The following is an 18,716-nucleotide window of genomic DNA, read 5'->3' on the forward strand; positions in this document are numbered from 1 at the left end:
CCGACCCGGCATGTTATGTGATTCAATCGCGAATATACTAACTCAAATATTTTAGACTGTATCTGCTTATATTACTGCGCATCCCTCAATCAACGAAAGACCTACTGCTGTAGCCAATCGATGCAATTCGCCACCATTAATGAGTTGGTATTATCTCTCATTTGGCTCTGCCGATCCTTTCTTTGGTGGATTGAGGGCTATGAGCCCCTATTCGCCTGCATGAAATAAGCCTGTAAAAGTCCTCTGCACCGCCCTGATTCGTTTACACCTGCGTCGGTTTCGATAAAGCCAGTGATAGAAAAGGACTCATTCCAGGGAGTAAAAAGGTAAGGGAAGAGGATTGGGCAGAGGATGCTTAACGAAAAAAATGGTACGCCCTACAGGGTTCGAACCTGTGACCTACGGCTTAGAAGTTCCTAGAACTATACGCTAAGTCATACACTTACCGCGTCATTCCTGCGCTCACACGTCCCATGATGCGAAAAGTTAGAAAGAGATGAAAACGGTTAAGAAACTATGGTTGTCCCAAAACCGTCCCACCTATCCTTCACACAGGACTGCTATCCTGCATCACATTGTGAATCGTATACGTGACGACTCCGATCACTTCCACTTCATCCAGCGCTTCCCCTTCGATAGCTTCTCCGTCAGATGTGATAAACGCCCTGCCTAAGATCTTCGCAAACTCCATGAACCCAGCATGCCTTATCAGAACCGTGCTCCCCTGCTTAGCTTTCAGAGACAAATCAAGAACAGCAAAGCCGCTATCTGTGCTGATAACTCGCGAGTTCGCTGTGATGTTGCATAGTGAGCTCACTGTCAGCGTACTCTCTACATAATCTGTAGCCGGCGATGGAAAGCCCATTACATGACCCTCCCCATGTTTCGTAGTATCCAAAGCCTGTTTTCGCTATGGTCAGGAGTCTTGTCAGCAAAGCAGTTTTGATAGCGCTCTATCCAGCGATTTGCCTCGGACTCTGAGAAGTGGATGCCGCGCCGCTGCAGCGAAGATACGAAATCCCTGGTGTGCAGGTACTGGTAGCCCTTCGAATTCCGAAGAATCGACACCCGAAAGGCGTTGTTGATGTCTGATTGTCTGAGCATGATCCCTACCCTCAATAATACTGGTTATATATACAGTATTATTGAGTGGCTAAACACGTCAAGTTGTCATTTATTCACTTTTGGAATATACGGGGCGGGTTGACAAAAACTCATCTATATCTTGCCGGGAAATGAGGACTTCAGCACCTTTCTTGCTGGGGTTTTTTATAACCTTATCCATCCATAAAATATCCATATCATCAACAGTAAGCGTCTCAGCGGCATACTGCGCTGTTTCTTGTGAATCATAGCGCCCTCCTGTGATGACATGTCTATATTTAATGAACCACATCGAATCTTCTACAACATATTCAACTTCACCTAAATCCATCATCGATATTTTCCTTCATTTAAATAAAGCTACAAAGCATTTTTGCTTTTGCAGAAATGCATTATATGAGATGAACACCACTTTGGGTATCCATCTCTAATGATTATGTATCACACAATTACAATGGAAAAGCAATTATACATAATGCGTTGCGAGTGTTGATAATTTTTGATTGAATATCATTATTTATTCAATTGCGATATCTCCTCAAGTGCATCAAGTTTCTTTGATAATATATCTTGGTTGGCAATAATCGCCCTTGTAATCCAGAATAATAACTCTTCTTTTCTAAATGCATACTCACTCATAGCTGGCTGTGCATCTTTGATGACCCGACTACCTGCAGGCGTCTTTAGCTTCCGGCCCCCTTTTTCTTCTGCTTGACGAAGCGTGACACCATCATCCTCATAGATAGCTGGCTGATCAGGGATAATCTCATAGATATCGCCCCATGCCTCTACCTCTTCTGGACTGGCGTCTTGCTCTATATGTACAAAGCAGGAATAATCGCTCCATACAAGACCGTAGCGCGTCATGATTTCAATGGCATCTTGTACTGTCGGACCAGAATGCAACCTTGCTTCATCCCCCTCTGTTTGATATTTTTCTAACCACTGCCACACCGAGTCAAGTTGTCCGATTTCGTAAAACGCAGAAATTTCTTTAGTGTCAATCTGGCGAAGGTTGGTTTTTTTCCTTTTATCTGACGTTCCTATTGTGCTATTAACTGCAAAAACCTGAGTCCACCTAAACGCCCCTGCGCCACAAGATAATGTATTATCTGTTCTGGGGGCAAATCGAGAATCGGCTGATGATAACTGCAATCCGTATGTCGAATTTACCGGGTTAAGATAAAGAGTTGATGAATAACCAGTGAAGCTATTGCCATCGGGACCTAATGAATATTTTGGTGCCGCAGCCTGGGTTCTTTGATTAGCCTGAGTTGTCGAGAAAAACCAACCTGGACTACCGTTGAAAACATTAAAAAGCAACCCATCGCCCACTGCATTTCTCACTCTCCAAACAGAAGCGGTGACTCCATTATCAGTCGTGTCTGCTAATTGCGGGTTGAACAGTCTAGGGCTATAAGATGACAGTACTGTATTGCTAAATGAACTAAAATCATCTAGCACATTGTTAAATATGAAATTTGCAGCCCTTACAGTAGTAGGAGTTACCACATTAAATGTAAGGGTGCTTATTCCTGAAAAGTTACCTTTAAATTCAAAAACAGAGGCGTCGGTCGTTTCACAAATTAAGTTACCTTCAAATGATAGATTTCCACTAAGATTATCTGTATTACAATTAGTTAGTTTGTATGCTCTGCAGTTGGTGCCCCCAAAAAACTTCATATCCCACGTTTGGTTATAAAGGTAAGCTGGAGATGTGATTCCATTAACCCTGACCCCATTCCCAAATGTTGACCCGGCTAAAACTTGGTTTTGTACATTGGTAAATGAATTGCCATGAAAACTATTATCGCCTCCGTTGACTTCAAAAATAATATTATCGGCACAGTTTTGCACCCTACTATTTGTAAAAGTATTAAACTCAGTAAAACTGCCAGAGGTTCCACTATTGCTAAATTTAATGCCGCTTGCACCATTAAGTAGCCATAAATCCGAGTTGTGGGAAAAGCAGCATCCATCCAGAAGGTAAAGATTAACATTCCTTACTGAATCATTGGTTGTAGATAGGCCCATTCCGTGTAGTGATTTTTGTGATATTGAACCACTTCCACCAATATTGGATATGCCCACACTCCCAGCAGAACCGCGAAAGAAAAGCCTCGTATTTCTTTGCCCTGCCCCAACAAGCTTAACTCCCTGGTATCCTTTAAACCCTTGCCCACCTAAATTTACATCCTCCAATGAAACATCAATCAATGCAAAGCCTGCGGGGATCTCAACAATTTGGTATCCAAGAGATATAGCTTTTGCAATCGCCTGTCTTAATGCTGGGCCATTATCTGTGCCAGTTTGAGATGTAATATTGAAGTCTGGGGTGTAGCCAAACATGCCTGGGGTAATATGGAATATGGCGTCTTGGACTTTCCCCCCCTGAGATAAGCCAATCAACGAAGCGCCAAGGCCCGGCGTGTTTGATGCTAACTTCAGTGCCAAATCAGCAGTTTCAGTCATTGCAAAAATTGGCACAGGCCTGCCTGAGCTATCCCATCCAAAAATAGAATCCTTGCGCGCATCTAATGGATATATTTCCTCTACGAAGCCTTCTGGTACTCTTAAAAATTTCTTTTGCGCTGTCTCTCTTTCATCTTTCTCTTGCTGCAACGACACATCAACATAGTTTTTTGTTGCCGCATCCTGTGGCTTTAATGGATCGAGAAGGTTACTAATTCTATTGTTGAGAGCATCATAAAACGACGCCAAAATGGAAGGTCTCCGCAAGGCCAGGCCAAGCCCAGTGAAACAGCTTTGAATCAGCATGGTCAGCTTATCGAGTGCCTGTTCATGTGACTTGGCCGGGAATTTACCGTTCTCATAGTAAGCGGTTTCCTGGGTTGCCGGCGGCTCGCGATAGAAGAGGATTTTATATCCAGATGCATAGGCGGTGTTCATTGTAGCGCTGCCACCTGATGAGCTTCCTGCGCCTGATACTGAGTAATCAACTCCATATGTCAGGTCTGTAATATTCCCGTCTGCATCAGCTATCTGCGCGGAGATATCAGAATTTAGAATAAAGTAAAATGGGATAGGAAATGTAGTTGTCACCCCATCTCCGTTATACTCGATGTAGTTTACTTCAGATGATACAGTCATCTAATTCTCCGGGCGTAAGAAATCCCCACAGGCAAGCTGCGGTAGGCATTTAGGTATAAAAAAACCCCGCCGTAGCGAGGTTTGGGATTGTGTGCGCAATTATATATTGCGGTAATTACTGATAATGGCTCAACGCATCCGTTATGCGCCTTTTGTCTCTTCTGCTCATGGTTGGAGAATTCGAGACAGCAGACCTTACATCTCTCATGCTCAAATCAGAAACCCTACCCTTCAAAATGTAACCATAGTTGGTAGATATTTGATCCTTTACATCATCAAGGTTGAAGGCAGCATGGGCCTCGATGCAGTTCACGAACGAATCCCATTCAAGGAATTCATGGGTCTTCTGCATTAATTCAACCTGACATTGAAGTAATCTTGCGTTTTGCTGGATGAAAGGATTTATGTGTGAGTTTACAAGCAACACAAGAAGAGGTTCACAACATGCAACCACCATATACTTCATTTTTGGAGGTGTAGTGAAGTCGCAATGCATGTACAAAACATCGCCGGGCGATACGCCTCTTTGCTGACTAAAACTAGCCATAAAATCAGGAGGAAAGCTATCGCCCAACATAAAACATCAGCATCCGTTTTGTACGTAGTCCAGTATGAGCTTACTGTTATTTAGCTCGCCTATGATGGCTTCAAGCGACATTTCACCATTAGGATCTGCCGACTCCCAGGCAGCATCATGGCTCATGTTCCTGATATCCTCGAAGCTCATTCCGCCGAGAAATTCTATCGACTTATCAATGCACTCTAAATCAGAGTCGCTGAAGACATCCTCATCCGCGTTACGCTTTGGCTTAACATATTTGCCGATTACACGAAACGAGCTTCTTACATCATCCGCATCGCAACCATTTGGTATGTACCTGCCGTCTCCGCGAGCAATCTTAATAATGTCGTAAGTGTTACTGGCTACCGGCCCATCTTTCATCGCGTTATAGTGATCGCCCGACAAAAGACGACCATATGACTCAAGATGAAACCTGTCTGCATAATAAAGAATCTTACAAACATGGTAAATGTCTGGTATGGGTGCTTTAGAGGCTACATACAGAATGGCCTCTAAAGCCTTTTCTGAATCGAACCGAACCTTAAGCATCTCAATATCCTTAATTAACATGTCGTTACATGACTGCATAAAAGGCCAATGCATCATGCCTGATACTAGCCAAGGGTTAACCTGGCGGTTTTTTAAGTAATCACACCTGGTGATTACACCCTGAGTATACAGCCAGCGTCTACAGGTTAGCAATATCAGCTTGATATCAAGGAAATACAGGGGCTTAAAAAACCCGCAGTTAAGCGGGTTTAAATAGCAAAGCCCAACATTGGGTTTTGAATGATTTTCAGATAGTTACGCCACATCAGCACCGTTAATCAGGTGGCGAAGGGCCTGAACCCCTTCGGCGTTGTAACGGAAAGCCTCAACTTGCTTGTCTGAGTGTCTCGACTTATCCAGAAAGAACTTGCCGTATTGCTCAGTTTTGAGGTTGTGCTTATTAGCCACGCGTCCGATCTTGTTCGCAGTGCAACCGAGCTGCGCCGCCACTTCACCCGCCGTTGAGTAATGCTCTTCAATCGCCGGCAGTGGCACAACTTCGTGACCAAGAAGCGGGTTAACAAGGGTGGCAACGATCACCTGGTTAGCCGATTCACCCAGCCGAGGGAACATTAACATCAGCTCGCGGGCCGATGCGATGTTTTTCTCCAGCGCCTGAGCTTTGAGTTGCTCAGCTTTAGCAAGCCGATATTCAGTAAGCCCTGAAGTGCTTTTAGTAGGCACCTGGATAGCCTGCATGTCTTCCAGCTTATCAACCAAAGATCGGCGAACGGCTTTAGACTCGCGAGCAGCTACGCGCAATGCCTGCTTGATAGACATTTCGGCGATTTCAATTTCAGCGCCGTTTTTGTGACCTACAAAAATTTTGTAGGTCTCCCCCTCTAACTCATCATGAATGCGCTCGATAAAAACATTGTTGCGAACCGATTTCTCCCCGCATTGCTTACGGGCCTGATTAACCATTTCAAGCAGTGACTGGCTGTCAATGGTTTTATCAGTGACAATTGAACCAACATTTGCTACATTCTTCTTAGTCATATACGTTCCTATACGTTGTCAGACTTCAGTAGACCGCCAGCAGCCACTGGCGGTTTTTCTTTTTGCGCCGTCCCATGCGCCTGTCAGTGAAGCTCATTTCTTAATCTTGGTAGTACCCGCGACCAGTTGTCGTCGTTTTGTGGTTCATATGCAATATGCTCAGACGCCTTTGCTATAGCCTTTCTCGCTTCTTCAAACGTCCAGCGAAACTCATTGCCAAAGTCATAAAACTTACCTGCATACTCTGATTTGATTGTTCGCATTGCTGGGTATAAATCTCTTGCAAAATTTTGCATCCGATTGGTTACATCCCACATCCAAGCGAGTCGGCATAGCTCATCATCGGTGAACTGCTTAGCAATTGGTGAATGCGCCACTTCGCGATCTAGGATGTCCAGAACCCAGCGGCGAAACTCTTTAGCTACCGAAGTACGCGCGAACATAGCGATCAGGTGAGCGCCACGCAGTGAGAAAACACGTACTTTTTTGCGGTAATTCCCTGAGGTCACTGATTCGATGACCTGAGTCATTCCACTGGTAAATTCATCTGAATTTTGGTTAAACAAGTTCGTCACTGACTTCGCGCTTTTATATTGAAGAGCATTAGCTATTTCTGCAGAAGTCAGCCAGATACCAGTCATGCCTACAACCGGAACAATCGCTTTACCTTGGAAGTTGAGTTCTGATTTTGCTACAATATTCATGTCGATATTTCCTTCGCGGTTATTTTCGATAGAGGCCCGGATAGTGTTAGCGCACTTCCGGGCTTCGCCGTTTTTACTGACCATTCATACGCTCCTCACGCAGGCTTTTTGCCAAACGCTGCACAATTGCAGAGTTAATCGAAATCCCATCCATTTCCGCCATCCTGCGTATATCCTCTTTCATGCGCTCTGGAAGGCGCAGTTGAAAGCTATCATTTTTACGTCCGGTATAAAGCACATCGCTCATTCACTCTTCCTCCTGTTGCTGATAGCATCATTTTGATGCCTGACACCATTATGATGTCATTGTGAATAATGTCAATATGATGCTACCGTGTTTCTATTAAAATTTACGGTTTATGAAAATGACTGAAAAAGACAACCCGAACTTTATTGAGAGATTCACTGTGAGAATGCCGGACGGGATGCGTGACGCCATAGCCGAGAGAGCAAAGCGTAACGGAAGATCCATGAACTCGGAGATCGTTCAGATTTTGCAGGATGCAATTGACCAAGAGATCCGCGAGAAAGAAGATTCCAAGAAAAACTCTCAGTATCTTGAAAATAGGAAAGAGCTTCCGCCCTCGTATCAGGAGGCGCTTGCATCTTTTGATAATCGAGTCACACAGTTAATAGAAGAGGCCACTAAAAAAGCCATGGCTCAAGCTGGCTTGGAACTCAGCTTAAAAATTGAAGAAATTTCCAAGAAAAAACCCACCTGATGGTGGGTTAGTTTAAATGCCATGAGATTGCCGTAAAGGCTATGACAGCAATTCCTTGTATTGTCTGCGTTCTGTATAGAATCGAATCATCTTTTGAACGAGAAACAAAACCAAAGATGAACCCTGCAGCCAGTGAGCACGCAAAGAATACCGCTATAGCCCACCAATGAACTTCAGACGCAATTCTTGCCATTAGCGCAAAAAACATCACCAAGTTGGCAAAGCAGAAGAATCTTGCAGCATTTGATGCAATGATTTTTCTGCTACTTTGCGCCAAAACTAAACATCCGATCAGGCCACATATAGACACGTATAAACCTATGTCATTTGCCATCACCTCAATCTCCTTTCCTTAGCAGTTATCTCCCTAGCATAAACTGAGAAGGAGGGATCAAGAAGTCATTACCCTGATTCTTTCTAATGTTCTGCTCGTATCGATGAAGAGAGCCTGGCGATAGCGACTCCTGCAACTGATTAAGGAACAAGTAATTCAGTATCGGACGCGACCAGAACAGGTTTATGAAAGGTGTATGGTCCACAGTGAATCTAAAGAAATCACCGGCTTTTGCATCTCCAGAACGCGTCTTCTGGAATAAAGAAACCAATTGGTCTGTTGATGAGGCTACAGGCCCAACCATCGACAAAACAGGACCAGCGCCGAAACGGTTAGCCTCTCCAAAAAGAAAATCACCAAAGATTCCCAATCCTCCACCTTGCGCGGCTGCTGCGAGAAATGTTTTGGCATCAGCTGGCCTGGGGGTCTGCCCTTTGAGCATGAGCTTGGTCTGCATGGAAAGATAACCAAAGAAGGTCATCCATAATGCAAGTTGAGCGAGTCCAACCATCTCACCTTTGCCACTTTTAAATAGCGCATTCGATACGCTACCCCACCGGCTTTGTCCCAATGGTGCAGGGGTATAGCCTCTACCAAATACCTCACGACCCAACGCCTGCTGCATGAAAGAGGCGGTGAATGACTTGTATTGCCCCATAAAGCGTAAAATTTCACCGGGCCAGGTTCCGGGCTGAGTTCCTTGCTTCATTGTTGCCCTAGTTCGAGCGGTTGGCTCCGTCATCGCTACCATGACGCGATCGAGAATATATCCACGCAACTTATCACCCAGTTCAGAACGAGCATTCGCAATGCTTCGCTCATTTACAGTGACGTTTTTATCTGCGACATACTTAGCGATCACATCATCAGGAACAGAATCAATACCGTCTGGCGTCATGAAGGTTCGACCTTCTGAGCCTTTCATGTCCATGGTGCGATAGATGTTCCACTCTGGCTCGCCGATTCCATGCAGGTCAAGAGCGCGTTTAAGGTCAGGATTCAGCGTGGCATGGGGTGACTTTGCATTACCTGCCAGCCAATGAGAAATCATTGTGGCTGTGGTATTTCTTGATGCATCTGTCCACCAGTTAAGACCGTTCATACGAAAAAACTGGCGTTGCAATCTTGCAACCTTTCCTGGCAACGTTACGTCCCCGGAAAAGCGCTGCAGTATCTCATCACGCATGGAGTCAGCGTAAACGCCAAGTGAGCTAAGGATTTCCTTCTGCTCCTCTGAGGAAAAGCGCTTTAGTCTTCCTTGAATAGATTCAGTTAACGCCTCCATAAAGTTTTTCCCCTGATATCTCAATTCAAGGGCGTTACTAGCCAGATCGTTAAACGATGAAATCATTGCGCCACCCAACTTCATCATTGAATCTACAGCTCTTGTGGTAGACCCGAACCTGGCTAATGATGAGGAGCCTGGTATGTTTGTCTGACCTGTTATTTCAGCCATCTGATGCTTAATCGAGGTGCGCCTGGCATCGTTAAATGCAGCCAGAGCCTTTTCGTTACCTTTCAGATCTGCAGAAATGGTATCTGCAAGGTAATTAACCATGTTCTCCGGATTGGTCCCGAGAATGCGCATAAGTCCGGTATTACGGGCAGATGCTTCAAGGCCCCCATAGATAGCCTCACGCACGGAACCAACGCCAAACTCCCGGTTGTATTCATACCATGACCGGCCATCAAGAAAGTGCAGCACGCGCTCCTGACTGGCCCTACGAGCTACGTTCTGTGAGCCCTTGAAGCCTTTCATCCAGTCTGGCTTCTCTGAGGCAAGATGGACACCAGACGCCAGCCCATCATAAACGCTTCTCAGAAATGCGTCCTGGTCTGCTACGCCTTCGAATGTTGCCTTGTCCAGTTTGGGGAGGATGGCGTCTCGCCATGCAGCAAAACCTGCAGCGCGAATCTTCATCATGTCGTGGCCCTGGCGAGCAATGTAGCCAGGCATCTTACGAATCCAGGCACCGGCCTTGTTGGCATCAAGTCTGGCTGATTCTTGCCATTTAGTGATTATTTCGGCGATTTTAACCGACTCTTTCATCATGCCGTCTGTAGACTCACCTTTGCCAAGACGCCACATAGCATCGGCTACCTCAGCATCATTTGAGCCACTGGAGAGATATTTCAGTACTCCCGCTTGTTCAAGGTCGTGATTCAGTCCGGACAGATACTTTGAACGCAGTTGAAATTGTTCCGCAGACGCAGAGGACCGGCTGCCAGTGCGGGCTTCATTTCTCCCAACAAGAATTGCTGACAGGCCTATATCAGGGCGATCTGGAAATGAGTCACGAATGAACGCAAGTCGCTGCGCTGCAATGCGCGTATTCAGAGCCTTGTTACGTGCTTCAATAACGTTTGCTAGTTTCTCAGCATTGCTAAGTTCTTCGGCAGCCCATAACGCTGCTGCCTCAAGCGAAATCCCTTCGTTCTCAGCGCGTATCCGTTTGACTGTGTTTTCCATGTCAGATACGAGGCGACCCATTTCATCTTCTGACAGATTGCGGCCGGCAGCAGCATTAACTGTTTTTTCGCATTGAGTGAGAAACTGATTTGCCATTACATTCTCCTGAGCATGCAGGTGGCGTATGCCTGCAGACCTTTCATAAAGCTTTCGTCATTGGCTTCTTTTTGGATGGCAGATAACGCCTCTTTGAGCTGGGGGGAGTCGAGGTCATCAACCATATTCCGCGCCAGTTCGATTTCAGCGTCAAAATCTTCCTGAGCATTCATGAGGTCATCATTGTTTTGCGCGCGCTTATACTGCGTGTCAGCATCTGCACTGGCTCTTACTGTCGGTTCGTCAATGTCCGGGCGCGGGCCTTGTTTGATCTGGTCAAACGCAGTTGCACGAAGGTCTGTTCTGCCAAGGTCAAAGAAGGGCTCAATATCAGGCGTCCTGCCCTGGAGCATATGCGATAATCCACCGCGAAAGGCGTTCTCTCTCTGCGTCCAGTTAGCCTCATTTATTCTTTGTGCTGCAGTTCTAACACCCTGGGCTATTGCAGTTGGCTTGAATCCATCGCCGATTTCTGCAGCACGGGCGGCAATTCTCTCTCTCAATGCAGGAGGTATATCGCCCCGGTCTATTTGCCCTAGCTCATCCTCCGCCCGAGATGCCTGGCCATGCTTCTCAAGTTCCTGTTGCAGCTCTCCCTGACGCTCCTGAACTTGTGTTCTTTCATCAGCAATATCTTGCTTTGCCTGAGCTCTTGCATCGCGGCTTTTCATCCCCTGAGACTTATATTCAGACACGCGCCTCTCCAGTGAAGACTCGATGTCACTTATCTGCTGTCGGGTGGCCTCAATACCTGACTTAATATCGTCAAGATTTGATGTGATGCTATCTCTGGTAGCATTCAATTCAGCCTGGTAAGCAGGAGTGACATCATCATAGGCGCGGCTATATACGTAGGAATCAAGGTCAGCAAAGTTTGCTTCATTGGAAAGGGGTGCCTGTGATGATTCTGTCGCTCTCGGAGTGCCGGCCTCATCTGCGATTGATGCTGATGGTTCAGCGCCTCGCCTTCCTCTAACCAGATCTGCAATAACCCCTCCGCCCGCATGAAGGACTCCCCCGCCCACCATGCCAAGGAAGATGTTTTCCATCCCCTGCGCAAGCGTGAAGTTATCCCCTTCAGCAGCAGCTGCAAGAGCAGTAAATGGAATTGCGGCCGCCGTCTGGACACCACCATAAATCGAGCCCTGCACAAAGCGCTCACCAAACCTTCCGAGCGCAGTAGCGGCCCTGGCTTCGCCAGCGAACGGCACCAGACCAATCGCCAGGTTTGCCGGGTCTGCCATAGAACCGGCGAGCCCGGCCATAAAGTTAAGCGGCGTGTTTATAAACCCTGATGGTGCCGAGGAAGCAATCTGCTGTCTTGCAAGCGCCTCTTTTCTTTCCTGTGTCACATGGTCCATGAAGGACTGCGTAACGCCGGAGTCGGGTATATTTATACTCTTAACGCCAAGCTCTTTGAGCTTTGCATCCGCCTCAGCTTTACTTACAACAGGAGAGTTAGGGTCATTGGCGTACTGGTCAGCCTGAGCAAACCGTATGCCAGACATCAACGGGCCTTCTCTGAATCCCTGTGTGAATGATGCCGACAAAGATTCACCGAGACCAGATTCAACGTTGCTCAGCGGTTGATTAATACCTGTCCCCGGGTCGTCTGTATAAATCGGCATAATTTACCTGTTGATTTGCTGCCCCTGATTGAACACCTTGATCAGATTCTCGCGCTGAGACTCAATGCTCTGCCCTTTAGTCTGACCTGGGGTGTATGTCACGGGGTTATTGATGAATTTAGAGAAGCGGTTTGTTCTGCTGCGGTTCTGCTGGCCAAGTTTTGCGAGGTCACTAAACGTTGCTGTTATGGGCTGCCCTTGCGGGTCGGTCACAACAAGGCCGTTTAGCGTCATCATCAGACCGGTTTCATCAGAGTTGGTCACCCACTCCGCGTTGTCTTTGATGCGACTTAGACTCTGGCTGCGGTTGACCTCTTCACTTACTCGCGGATCACCAATCAAGGGGCGAATGTCTTCACCTTTGAGGTTATCCATATACGCACTTACGCCGTCTTTAATGTCGCTCATGTCGAGGTTAAGGCGGGTGGGCAGTCTCCATGTTCCGGTGGTCTGATACTGTGAGCCCAAAATATCCTGAAACGCCTGCTTGGCTGCATCGCCTACACTCATCCCTTTCTGAATGTTCAGGTACATAAGCCGGCGGCCCTGGTCATTAAAGTTATTCCAGATACCGACGCCTCCTGGCTGCACAACCATAGTGGCCGCAAAATCTTTCGACTGCGAAGCCCATTCAGTATCTGCGCTGTCAGCAGAGCCAGATGCGGCAGTGTTGATGGAATCACGCAGATCAGAGGTCTTAACATTACGGTTCTGCCACAACGCATTAGCCGCCCGGGGGTTATCAGTAGCCATCACAACCTGTAGCGCCGGGCCAGCCTTTTTCTGTATTTGCTGCATGACTTGCTGCGAGTACGGCCCAAACTGCTGCCCAACGGATTGAATGGCAGCGACGCTCTGTTCTTTACTACTGTCGATAGTCTGCAGGATAGAATCAGCCATCGTGTCTGGGAGAATGTCTTTGCTCATAATCCCAAGGCGATTTTTCTCAACCATAATGGCGTTTGCGAACTGCGCGCCCTGCGTTGGGTCTTGCGCATAAGCAGCATAAGCCTGTTTAACTGCAGGTGAGTTCTGCGATAGCCAACCTCCGGGGTCTTTTTCGCGTGCAGTAATTACTTGCTGGTACTTTTGGGCTGCTTGCTGATAACGCTGTTGCCGCACGGCAAAATCAGATTCATCACCAGTGGGCTTTATTGACTGAACCGCAGCAAGTCCATCTGTCGCAGATTTTGTGTTTATGTCTGAGTATGTTCCCTGCAGACTCATGGTTAACGCATACTGGTCGTACTGCTTTGACAACAATTCGATTTGCTGTGGCGTCGCATCATGCGGAGCAGTAGCCATCCACGACTCACGAGAAATGGGATTGTTTACCGGCACCCCGGCCTCCACTCGCGCAACATCATCCTGAATACTTTGCTGCATCAGCATTCTGGTTTGTGTGTTCTGCTGATCTACTTTGGCTTGTGCCTGGTTGATTACCGTTTGCGTCTGTTGTGGCGTTAGTTGCCCCCACGGAATGCCGGGAGCGAGTTGATTTGGGTCGTTAAGTGAATCCCACGCACGTTGTAACTGCCCGCCGCTAAGATTTCCACCATACCCCTCCTGCTCAGCCATTGCCTTTGCTACCGCAGTCATTTGCTGAGGGTCATTAGGATTTAACTGAGCATCAACAGGGATGCCTGTTTTTCTGCTAACGGCTTGGGCGTATTGCTTTGTATCGTTCTCACTTGGGGGTGCCCACGTACTGATTAACGACTGCAGTGTATCCTTGCCGTTTCCAATATGGTTGCGGATTAGCTTCAGCCCTGCACGTAGACCATGCTCTGCGCTGTCGAAGTTCTCAAACCCGGAGCCGTTATCGCTACCTTTACCGGCCCAGTTATTGTTTCCAGAAAAACGAATGTTAAGAGGATTATTATTCCTTGTCGCAAGAGTCCCGCTTGATCCTGATGGAGTCGCTTCTCCATCGCCAGCCCCTACGGACTGAACCTGACGGAAGGTCGATTCCTGATCAATAACATGTTGAGGATTGGCGTTAATACCGTACTGCGCCGCGGCAAGAGCCCACATGTTACGTGACTTGCTTGCTAGTTGCGCCTTCGTTGCCGGGTCAAGGTCGCTCTGGTCTATCGTCTGCAAGTGAGACTGAGCCAGAGCCTTTGCCTGCGTTGGGTCCTGGAGAATGATATTCCCTACTGCAGCAGCACTATCTTCCAGATTGGCTATGGAGATAGCTTTCGCCTGCCCCTGCCCCCAGTTGATAGCCTGATTGTCTACGCTTCCTCTCAGCTGCGCCCAACGGAGTTGATACTCTCCCTTCTGCTGCTCTGACATTGAAGGATGAGCAGCATAGAAATCATTCTCATGCTGCTTAACGAGCGCAGATGCTGCAGGAATGTAGTCAATTCCCGTTTTTGACTGCTGTCTCGCATCATTTAACGCAGCATTCAGGTTATTCTGCGCATTGGCAAAGTCCGTCAGATCTTGAGTATCCTGAACAGCCTGTTGCTGACGCTGAATGCGCACGGCGCCGTCAACAAACTGATTGACGCCCTGTGATAACATTTGCTGGTCAGTCGATTCAGTTTGATAGCGCACAGGAGACGGACCTGCCGCGCGGATACCGACCTGGCTCTGGTAAACAGGGATTCTGGCCATATTAACCCTTCAGAAGTGATTTTGTTCCGTAGTAAGAACCCAGCGTACTTGCCGCACCACCGACTAGGCTCAACAGTCCTGGCTGCTGATTCTTTGCCGTGGCCCGCATAGCTGACGCCTGATTTTTCAGATCGTTAATCTGCAACTGACCGTTATAGTCTGCGTTTGCGGCGTCCATTTCTGTATCTATCGCTGTCGAGCGCTGGATGAGAGCATTACTACCACCTGTCCCGGTACCGTTGTCAGCGAATGCAGCGGCTTGCTCACCCATAACATTTGCTCCCTGCCGGCGTATCTGGCTTACCTGAGAGCCTGTCTGCAGCGCTGTGTTCCTGGCTTGTTGATCGAGTAGTTGCGCGTTGAGATTGCTTTGCTTAGATTGCTGGCGTGCGTTATTCACTCCGGACAAAGCGCTTAAACCGGTTGAACCAGCCGCAAGCCAGGGTAATGCTGCTGCCATTATGACCTCACTATGCTGTACGACTTCGCATCAGAGCCATCAGGCATGACTTTGCGAAGAACGCCTTCAAATTCGAAACCAAGCAGTTCAAGCCACCTGTCGGCCTCTTCAAATCCACTCAGTGTTTCAAGTCGAATATAATCATCCTGCACGGCATCAATAAGGCGTCTGGCCGCACGGAATAATTTTATCCATTGATGCGGGATGCCTTCTGAGACGATGAGATGCAGGAAGCCTCTACCAGGGCAAACAGGGATGATTCCACCAATTGCAACCACCTTACCTTCGTGTACCCCGGTAAAGCAGTTGCCGTCTGCCAGAAGTTGTCCATATTCAATTGTCAGCTGAATATAGGATTGCCTATCTTGTGGTTTAATCTGCAGGATGTGCTCTGGTTCAAAGTCGATTATTTTCATTCGCCTGATGTCCATACACGAGGATAGATAGCGCAAACCGTCATAGGTAACGGTTGGTCCTGAACGATTCGAAGGCACGCATTTGTATCGTACTGCGATGGGAGTGTTAGCTTTCTGTCATCTGTGAACGGGCCCGGAGCCTGGTCCATGAGATCGTGATAATCGCGAGTTGGAATTACATCAAGGTATCTTCCACCCTCTATTCCCATCTTACCGCCAAGAGTATTTACGAACCTGATCGCAGCTTCGTTTGCTCGTTTGGTTTTGCTTTGTGCCGTACCTGCGGTACCGCCAGCCTCAAGAGGCAAAGTCACCATCTCAGAGGTAAACGGCAGACCAACATGAGCTACAGTCGTTGACCATTCAAGACTGATAGCTCCGCCTGACACGACGCGGTCAGGATGTGCTGCGCCATCGGTCATAACTGCCACAGTCTTTCCTTCCAGATGAGAAAGCCCTGTCAATGACGTGACTGCGCTACCGTTGTATGTAAGCCCACAATCAACATAAAACGCATTAGAAATCGATTCGGTATAGGAATCCCATGCAGCATGAAGGTACTCAACATAACGACGCTGAACACCGTTAATAGTACGCCTGACGACTATCCAGAGGTCATCCCTGTTTCCATCCGGCCCGGGTATAGTCGCTACAGACTCCACCACGCCGCTGACATCATGTCGATGCCAGGCAATAACTTCCTGCTCAGAGTTGTAAGTAAGCCCAACCAGGATTCCACTATTCAGCACGACCCAAACCACATAGTCCGGCTCCTGCTGCCAGGCAAAATCGATTATTCCTGTTGAGGTGATATGCTCTGCAATGACTGAAAGATCAACGGAGCTGTATGTGCCACTCTGATAATCAGCAGTGACGGCGCGTACTTTCCTGCCTGCGCGTTGGATAAACAGGACTGTATCACCAACGATAATTGCATTGACGCCCTTAGAGCCGTATTTAGATTCCTGGACAATTTGAATGTTATCCGGGCCAAAAGCGGTTGTTGTTGTCGAGGGAGAGCAGGCGAATTCGTTACCCGCGGTGCCAATCAGCAAAGAGCTACTGGCAGCCAGCCACTGTATGACGTTGGTCGAGTCGGCTTCAATCTGCACGTTGATAGAGTCATCGGTCTGCACCTCGAAACCATCTGACATTGGAGTGAAGTTTTCGTAATCTGACGCGACCGAGAACCACAGTTTATTTCGGCCTGAGAAGCATAGCCGGCTCTTATAGAATGCGACCTTTGTCGGAAACCCTTTCTCAGATGACCAATCACCAAAGGCCCATTTATAGGTTTTACCTGTGGTGTTGCGCACACTCGGCGGCAATTCAGTTCTGATCTTGCCTACAGCCTCGGTTGCGCTGTTCACTGCGGTAATCTCAATGACTCCCCAGCCGCCATTTGAATATCGCCACAATACCGCGTCGCTACCACTACCATCACGGTGAGCGCCAGCTGTCCAGGTTGGCTGAGTGCTGCCGGTATGGTCGCCGCTCATGTCCTCGTAATACTTGCCATCACTGCGGCAGAACGAACCTTCGGTAAAGGTTTCTGTTGTTCCTGCAGACCAGGCGGATATGTATCCTGAGTGGCCGGTCCCGTCATCGACGGCGTCAGTTGAGGATTCGATATAAAACAGCCCGCCAACATGACCCGCTTCAAATATTGCTGAGTTCGCGGTTATCGTGCACAAACTTGTTGTTGTTGGCGTGCCGTCAGGTCGAGTTGCGCCATCTGCTGACCAGATTCGAAACTGGTCAGTGTAGACAGTTACAGTACGATCGGAGTTGATATTGTCAAAAGGACCAAGGGCCGATGCATAATCAAACGCTTCAAGGGTCCAGTTTGTATTGCTGAATCTTGATAGCTTATATGGCGGCTTATCGCCAGCATAAGAGCAGATGTAAATCACATCACCGCTCTGAACCATTGAAAGGCCAAATGCCCCATCTTCGTTTGTCAGATCACCTGCTGTATATGGTGACGCAACCTCAAGTGGATTTCCTGAGCCATCTTGCGCCACGCCGTGATCTGAATAGAAACGGATGTAACCCGGACCGAACTCAAGAATAAAAGCCTGAGTTGTGTTGTACTCAAACCTGGCCAACCACACGCGGTTGGCAGAGTTTTTTACTTCGCTGACAAAGTAAGTCCCACCGCGGCGCTCTGCCGGCCCTTGCGACCGGGGAATAAAGTTCAGCATCTTTTTGCAGCCGCTTTTCCATTTGTTGAAATCGGTCTGCCCCATCATTAGCGGGGAGAACTCACCGGCGTTAAAGCTATTGATGGCTGGAGATGTTGAAGGCATTTATAACCTCGATGTATACCAGGATGTGTCCTGCTGCTTGATAGGGGGTCTTTCGATTGCGCTTGCTGCTCGCGCCGCTTTAATGGCCATATCGAAGTCCTGAAGAGCGGCCTGTTTCTTTGTCGAAGACTGAGTGATGGTTTCGCAAATCTCTACAGCAAGTTTGCAAGCGAACGCCTCAGTAAAGGCTTCGTCATAATTCGTTGGATCTGGCATTCTCGCGCCGTAGCGGATATATACCGGAGACTCCATATCGGTGAGGACTTGACGGCCCTCAACTTGATAGCGCGGATATGGCAGGTTGTATCCACACCAGTCGTGATTCCACCACTCCTGATTGACCACATCAGTAATCGCATCTATACGGATGCAATCAGAAGGGAGTTGGTATTGAAACTGATAGCCAAACAAAGGCTCACTGGATAGCAGCGCTAACTGAGCCCGCTTGATAGCAAAAGACCATCTGTATGTGCGCAGGAGAGTATCCAGCAGCCCATCATAGATAGCCTCTATGGCCCGAGATGCAGCATTGTCGTCAGCCTCGCTCATCAGGCGATCACTTCCGAGTTTGGTTAATGCCCTGTTGATGATTTCGATTCTGGTTGCCATATCTCACCAAATGAGAAAGGG

17 protein-coding genes and 1 pseudogene are annotated in these 18,716 nt (G+C 47.8%); 2 read left to right on the forward strand and 16 right to left on the reverse strand.

All coding sequences use genetic code 11. The features are described from left to right. Nucleotides 1-410: 410 nt before the first annotated feature. A pseudogene (locus ABLV11_RS00095) lies at nucleotides 411-500 on the forward strand (hypothetical protein); the annotation flags it as partial. Nucleotides 501-547: 47 nt separating this feature from the next. Here the strand turns inward: ABLV11_RS00095 and ABLV11_RS00100 are convergent. The 8 genes from ABLV11_RS00100 to ABLV11_RS00135 form a co-directional block, all read right to left on the reverse strand. Next, complete coding sequence (locus tag ABLV11_RS00100) at nucleotides 548-865, reverse strand: hypothetical protein (protein WP_348855070.1); 318 nt, start codon at nucleotides 863-865, stop codon at nucleotides 548-550. Beyond that, on the reverse strand, nucleotides 865-1,104 hold the full coding sequence (locus tag ABLV11_RS00105; protein ID WP_348855073.1) for a hypothetical protein: 240 nt from the start codon (nucleotides 1,102-1,104) through the stop codon (nucleotides 865-867). The genes ABLV11_RS00100 and ABLV11_RS00105 overlap by 1 nt, the downstream gene beginning before the upstream one ends. A 70-nt stretch (nucleotides 1,105-1,174) precedes the next feature. Then, on the reverse strand, nucleotides 1,175-1,438 hold the full coding sequence (locus tag ABLV11_RS00110; protein ID WP_064351664.1) for a hypothetical protein: 264 nt from the start codon (nucleotides 1,436-1,438) through the stop codon (nucleotides 1,175-1,177). Between the two features lie 179 nt (nucleotides 1,439-1,617). Then, nucleotides 1,618-4,215 (reverse strand): hypothetical protein, encoded by a 2,598-nt coding sequence (locus ABLV11_RS00115; protein ID WP_348855075.1) that lies wholly within the window; start codon nucleotides 4,213-4,215, stop codon nucleotides 1,618-1,620. A gap of 583 nt (nucleotides 4,216-4,798) precedes the next feature. Continuing rightward, complete coding sequence (locus ABLV11_RS00120) at nucleotides 4,799-5,326, reverse strand: Panacea domain-containing protein (protein WP_224226398.1); 528 nt, start codon at nucleotides 5,324-5,326, stop codon at nucleotides 4,799-4,801. A 255-nt stretch (nucleotides 5,327-5,581) separates the two neighbouring features. Further along, nucleotides 5,582-6,325 (reverse strand): hypothetical protein, encoded by a 744-nt coding sequence (locus ABLV11_RS00125; RefSeq protein ID WP_224226397.1) that lies wholly within the window; start codon nucleotides 6,323-6,325, stop codon nucleotides 5,582-5,584. Nucleotides 6,326-6,408: 83 nt separating this feature from the next. After that, a complete protein-coding gene (locus ABLV11_RS00130; protein WP_224226396.1) occupies nucleotides 6,409-7,113 on the reverse strand; it encodes a P22AR C-terminal domain-containing protein in 705 nt (234 codons plus the stop codon). Continuing rightward, nucleotides 7,103-7,276 (reverse strand): Arc family DNA-binding protein, encoded by a 174-nt coding sequence (locus tag ABLV11_RS00135; protein WP_224226395.1) that lies wholly within the window; start codon nucleotides 7,274-7,276, stop codon nucleotides 7,103-7,105. The genes ABLV11_RS00130 and ABLV11_RS00135 overlap by 11 nt, the downstream gene beginning before the upstream one ends. A 118-nt stretch (nucleotides 7,277-7,394) precedes the next feature. Between ABLV11_RS00135 and ABLV11_RS00140 the strand changes: the two genes are divergently transcribed. Beyond that, nucleotides 7,395-7,751, forward strand: coding sequence for an Arc family DNA-binding protein (locus ABLV11_RS00140; protein ID WP_224226394.1), 357 nt, complete (start codon nucleotides 7,395-7,397; stop codon nucleotides 7,749-7,751). 7 nt (nucleotides 7,752-7,758) lie between these two features. Here the strand turns inward: ABLV11_RS00140 and ABLV11_RS00145 are convergent, their stop codons facing one another. From ABLV11_RS00145 to ABLV11_RS00180, 8 genes are read right to left on the reverse strand one after another with little or no spacing between them, the layout of a single operon-like run. Continuing rightward, entirely contained in the window at nucleotides 7,759-8,088 is a 330-nt protein-coding gene (locus tag ABLV11_RS00145; RefSeq protein WP_348855077.1) for a hypothetical protein, read from the reverse strand. A gap of 22 nt (nucleotides 8,089-8,110) precedes the next feature. After that, nucleotides 8,111-10,651: a hypothetical protein gene (locus ABLV11_RS00150; protein ID WP_348855078.1), complete on the reverse strand. Its 2,541-nt coding sequence runs from the start codon at nucleotides 10,649-10,651 to the stop codon at nucleotides 8,111-8,113. Continuing rightward, a complete protein-coding gene (locus ABLV11_RS00155) occupies nucleotides 10,651-12,279 on the reverse strand; it encodes a hypothetical protein (RefSeq protein ID WP_348855079.1) in 1,629 nt (542 codons plus the stop codon). The genes ABLV11_RS00150 and ABLV11_RS00155 overlap by 1 nt, the downstream gene beginning before the upstream one ends. Nucleotides 12,280-12,282: 3 nt before the next feature. Continuing rightward, the gene (locus ABLV11_RS00160) at nucleotides 12,283-14,901 is read right to left on the reverse strand and encodes a hypothetical protein (RefSeq protein ID WP_348855080.1); all 2,619 of its coding nucleotides are present in this window, start codon (nucleotides 14,899-14,901) and stop codon (nucleotides 12,283-12,285) included. Nucleotide 14,902: 1 nt separating this feature from the next. Continuing rightward, nucleotides 14,903-15,361: a hypothetical protein gene (locus ABLV11_RS00165; protein ID WP_348855081.1), complete on the reverse strand. Its 459-nt coding sequence runs from the start codon at nucleotides 15,359-15,361 to the stop codon at nucleotides 14,903-14,905. Continuing rightward, entirely contained in the window at nucleotides 15,361-15,777 is a 417-nt protein-coding gene (locus tag ABLV11_RS00170; protein ID WP_142478645.1) for a hypothetical protein, read from the reverse strand. The genes ABLV11_RS00165 and ABLV11_RS00170 overlap by 1 nt, the downstream gene beginning before the upstream one ends. Continuing rightward, entirely contained in the window at nucleotides 15,774-18,086 is a 2,313-nt protein-coding gene (locus ABLV11_RS00175) for a hypothetical protein (RefSeq protein ID WP_224226388.1), read from the reverse strand. Before ABLV11_RS00175 ends, ABLV11_RS00170 begins: the two co-directional genes overlap by 4 nt. Further along, nucleotides 18,087-18,695: a hypothetical protein gene (locus ABLV11_RS00180; protein WP_142478643.1), complete on the reverse strand. Its 609-nt coding sequence runs from the start codon at nucleotides 18,693-18,695 to the stop codon at nucleotides 18,087-18,089. It abuts the gene before it with no gap. Between the last annotated feature and the right edge of the window lie 21 nt (nucleotides 18,696-18,716).

Origin of the sequence: Klebsiella sp. GW_Kp181 (genome assembly GCF_040062315.1) — a bacterium.
GTDB lineage: Bacteria > Pseudomonadota > Gammaproteobacteria > Enterobacterales > Enterobacteriaceae > Klebsiella > Klebsiella oxytoca.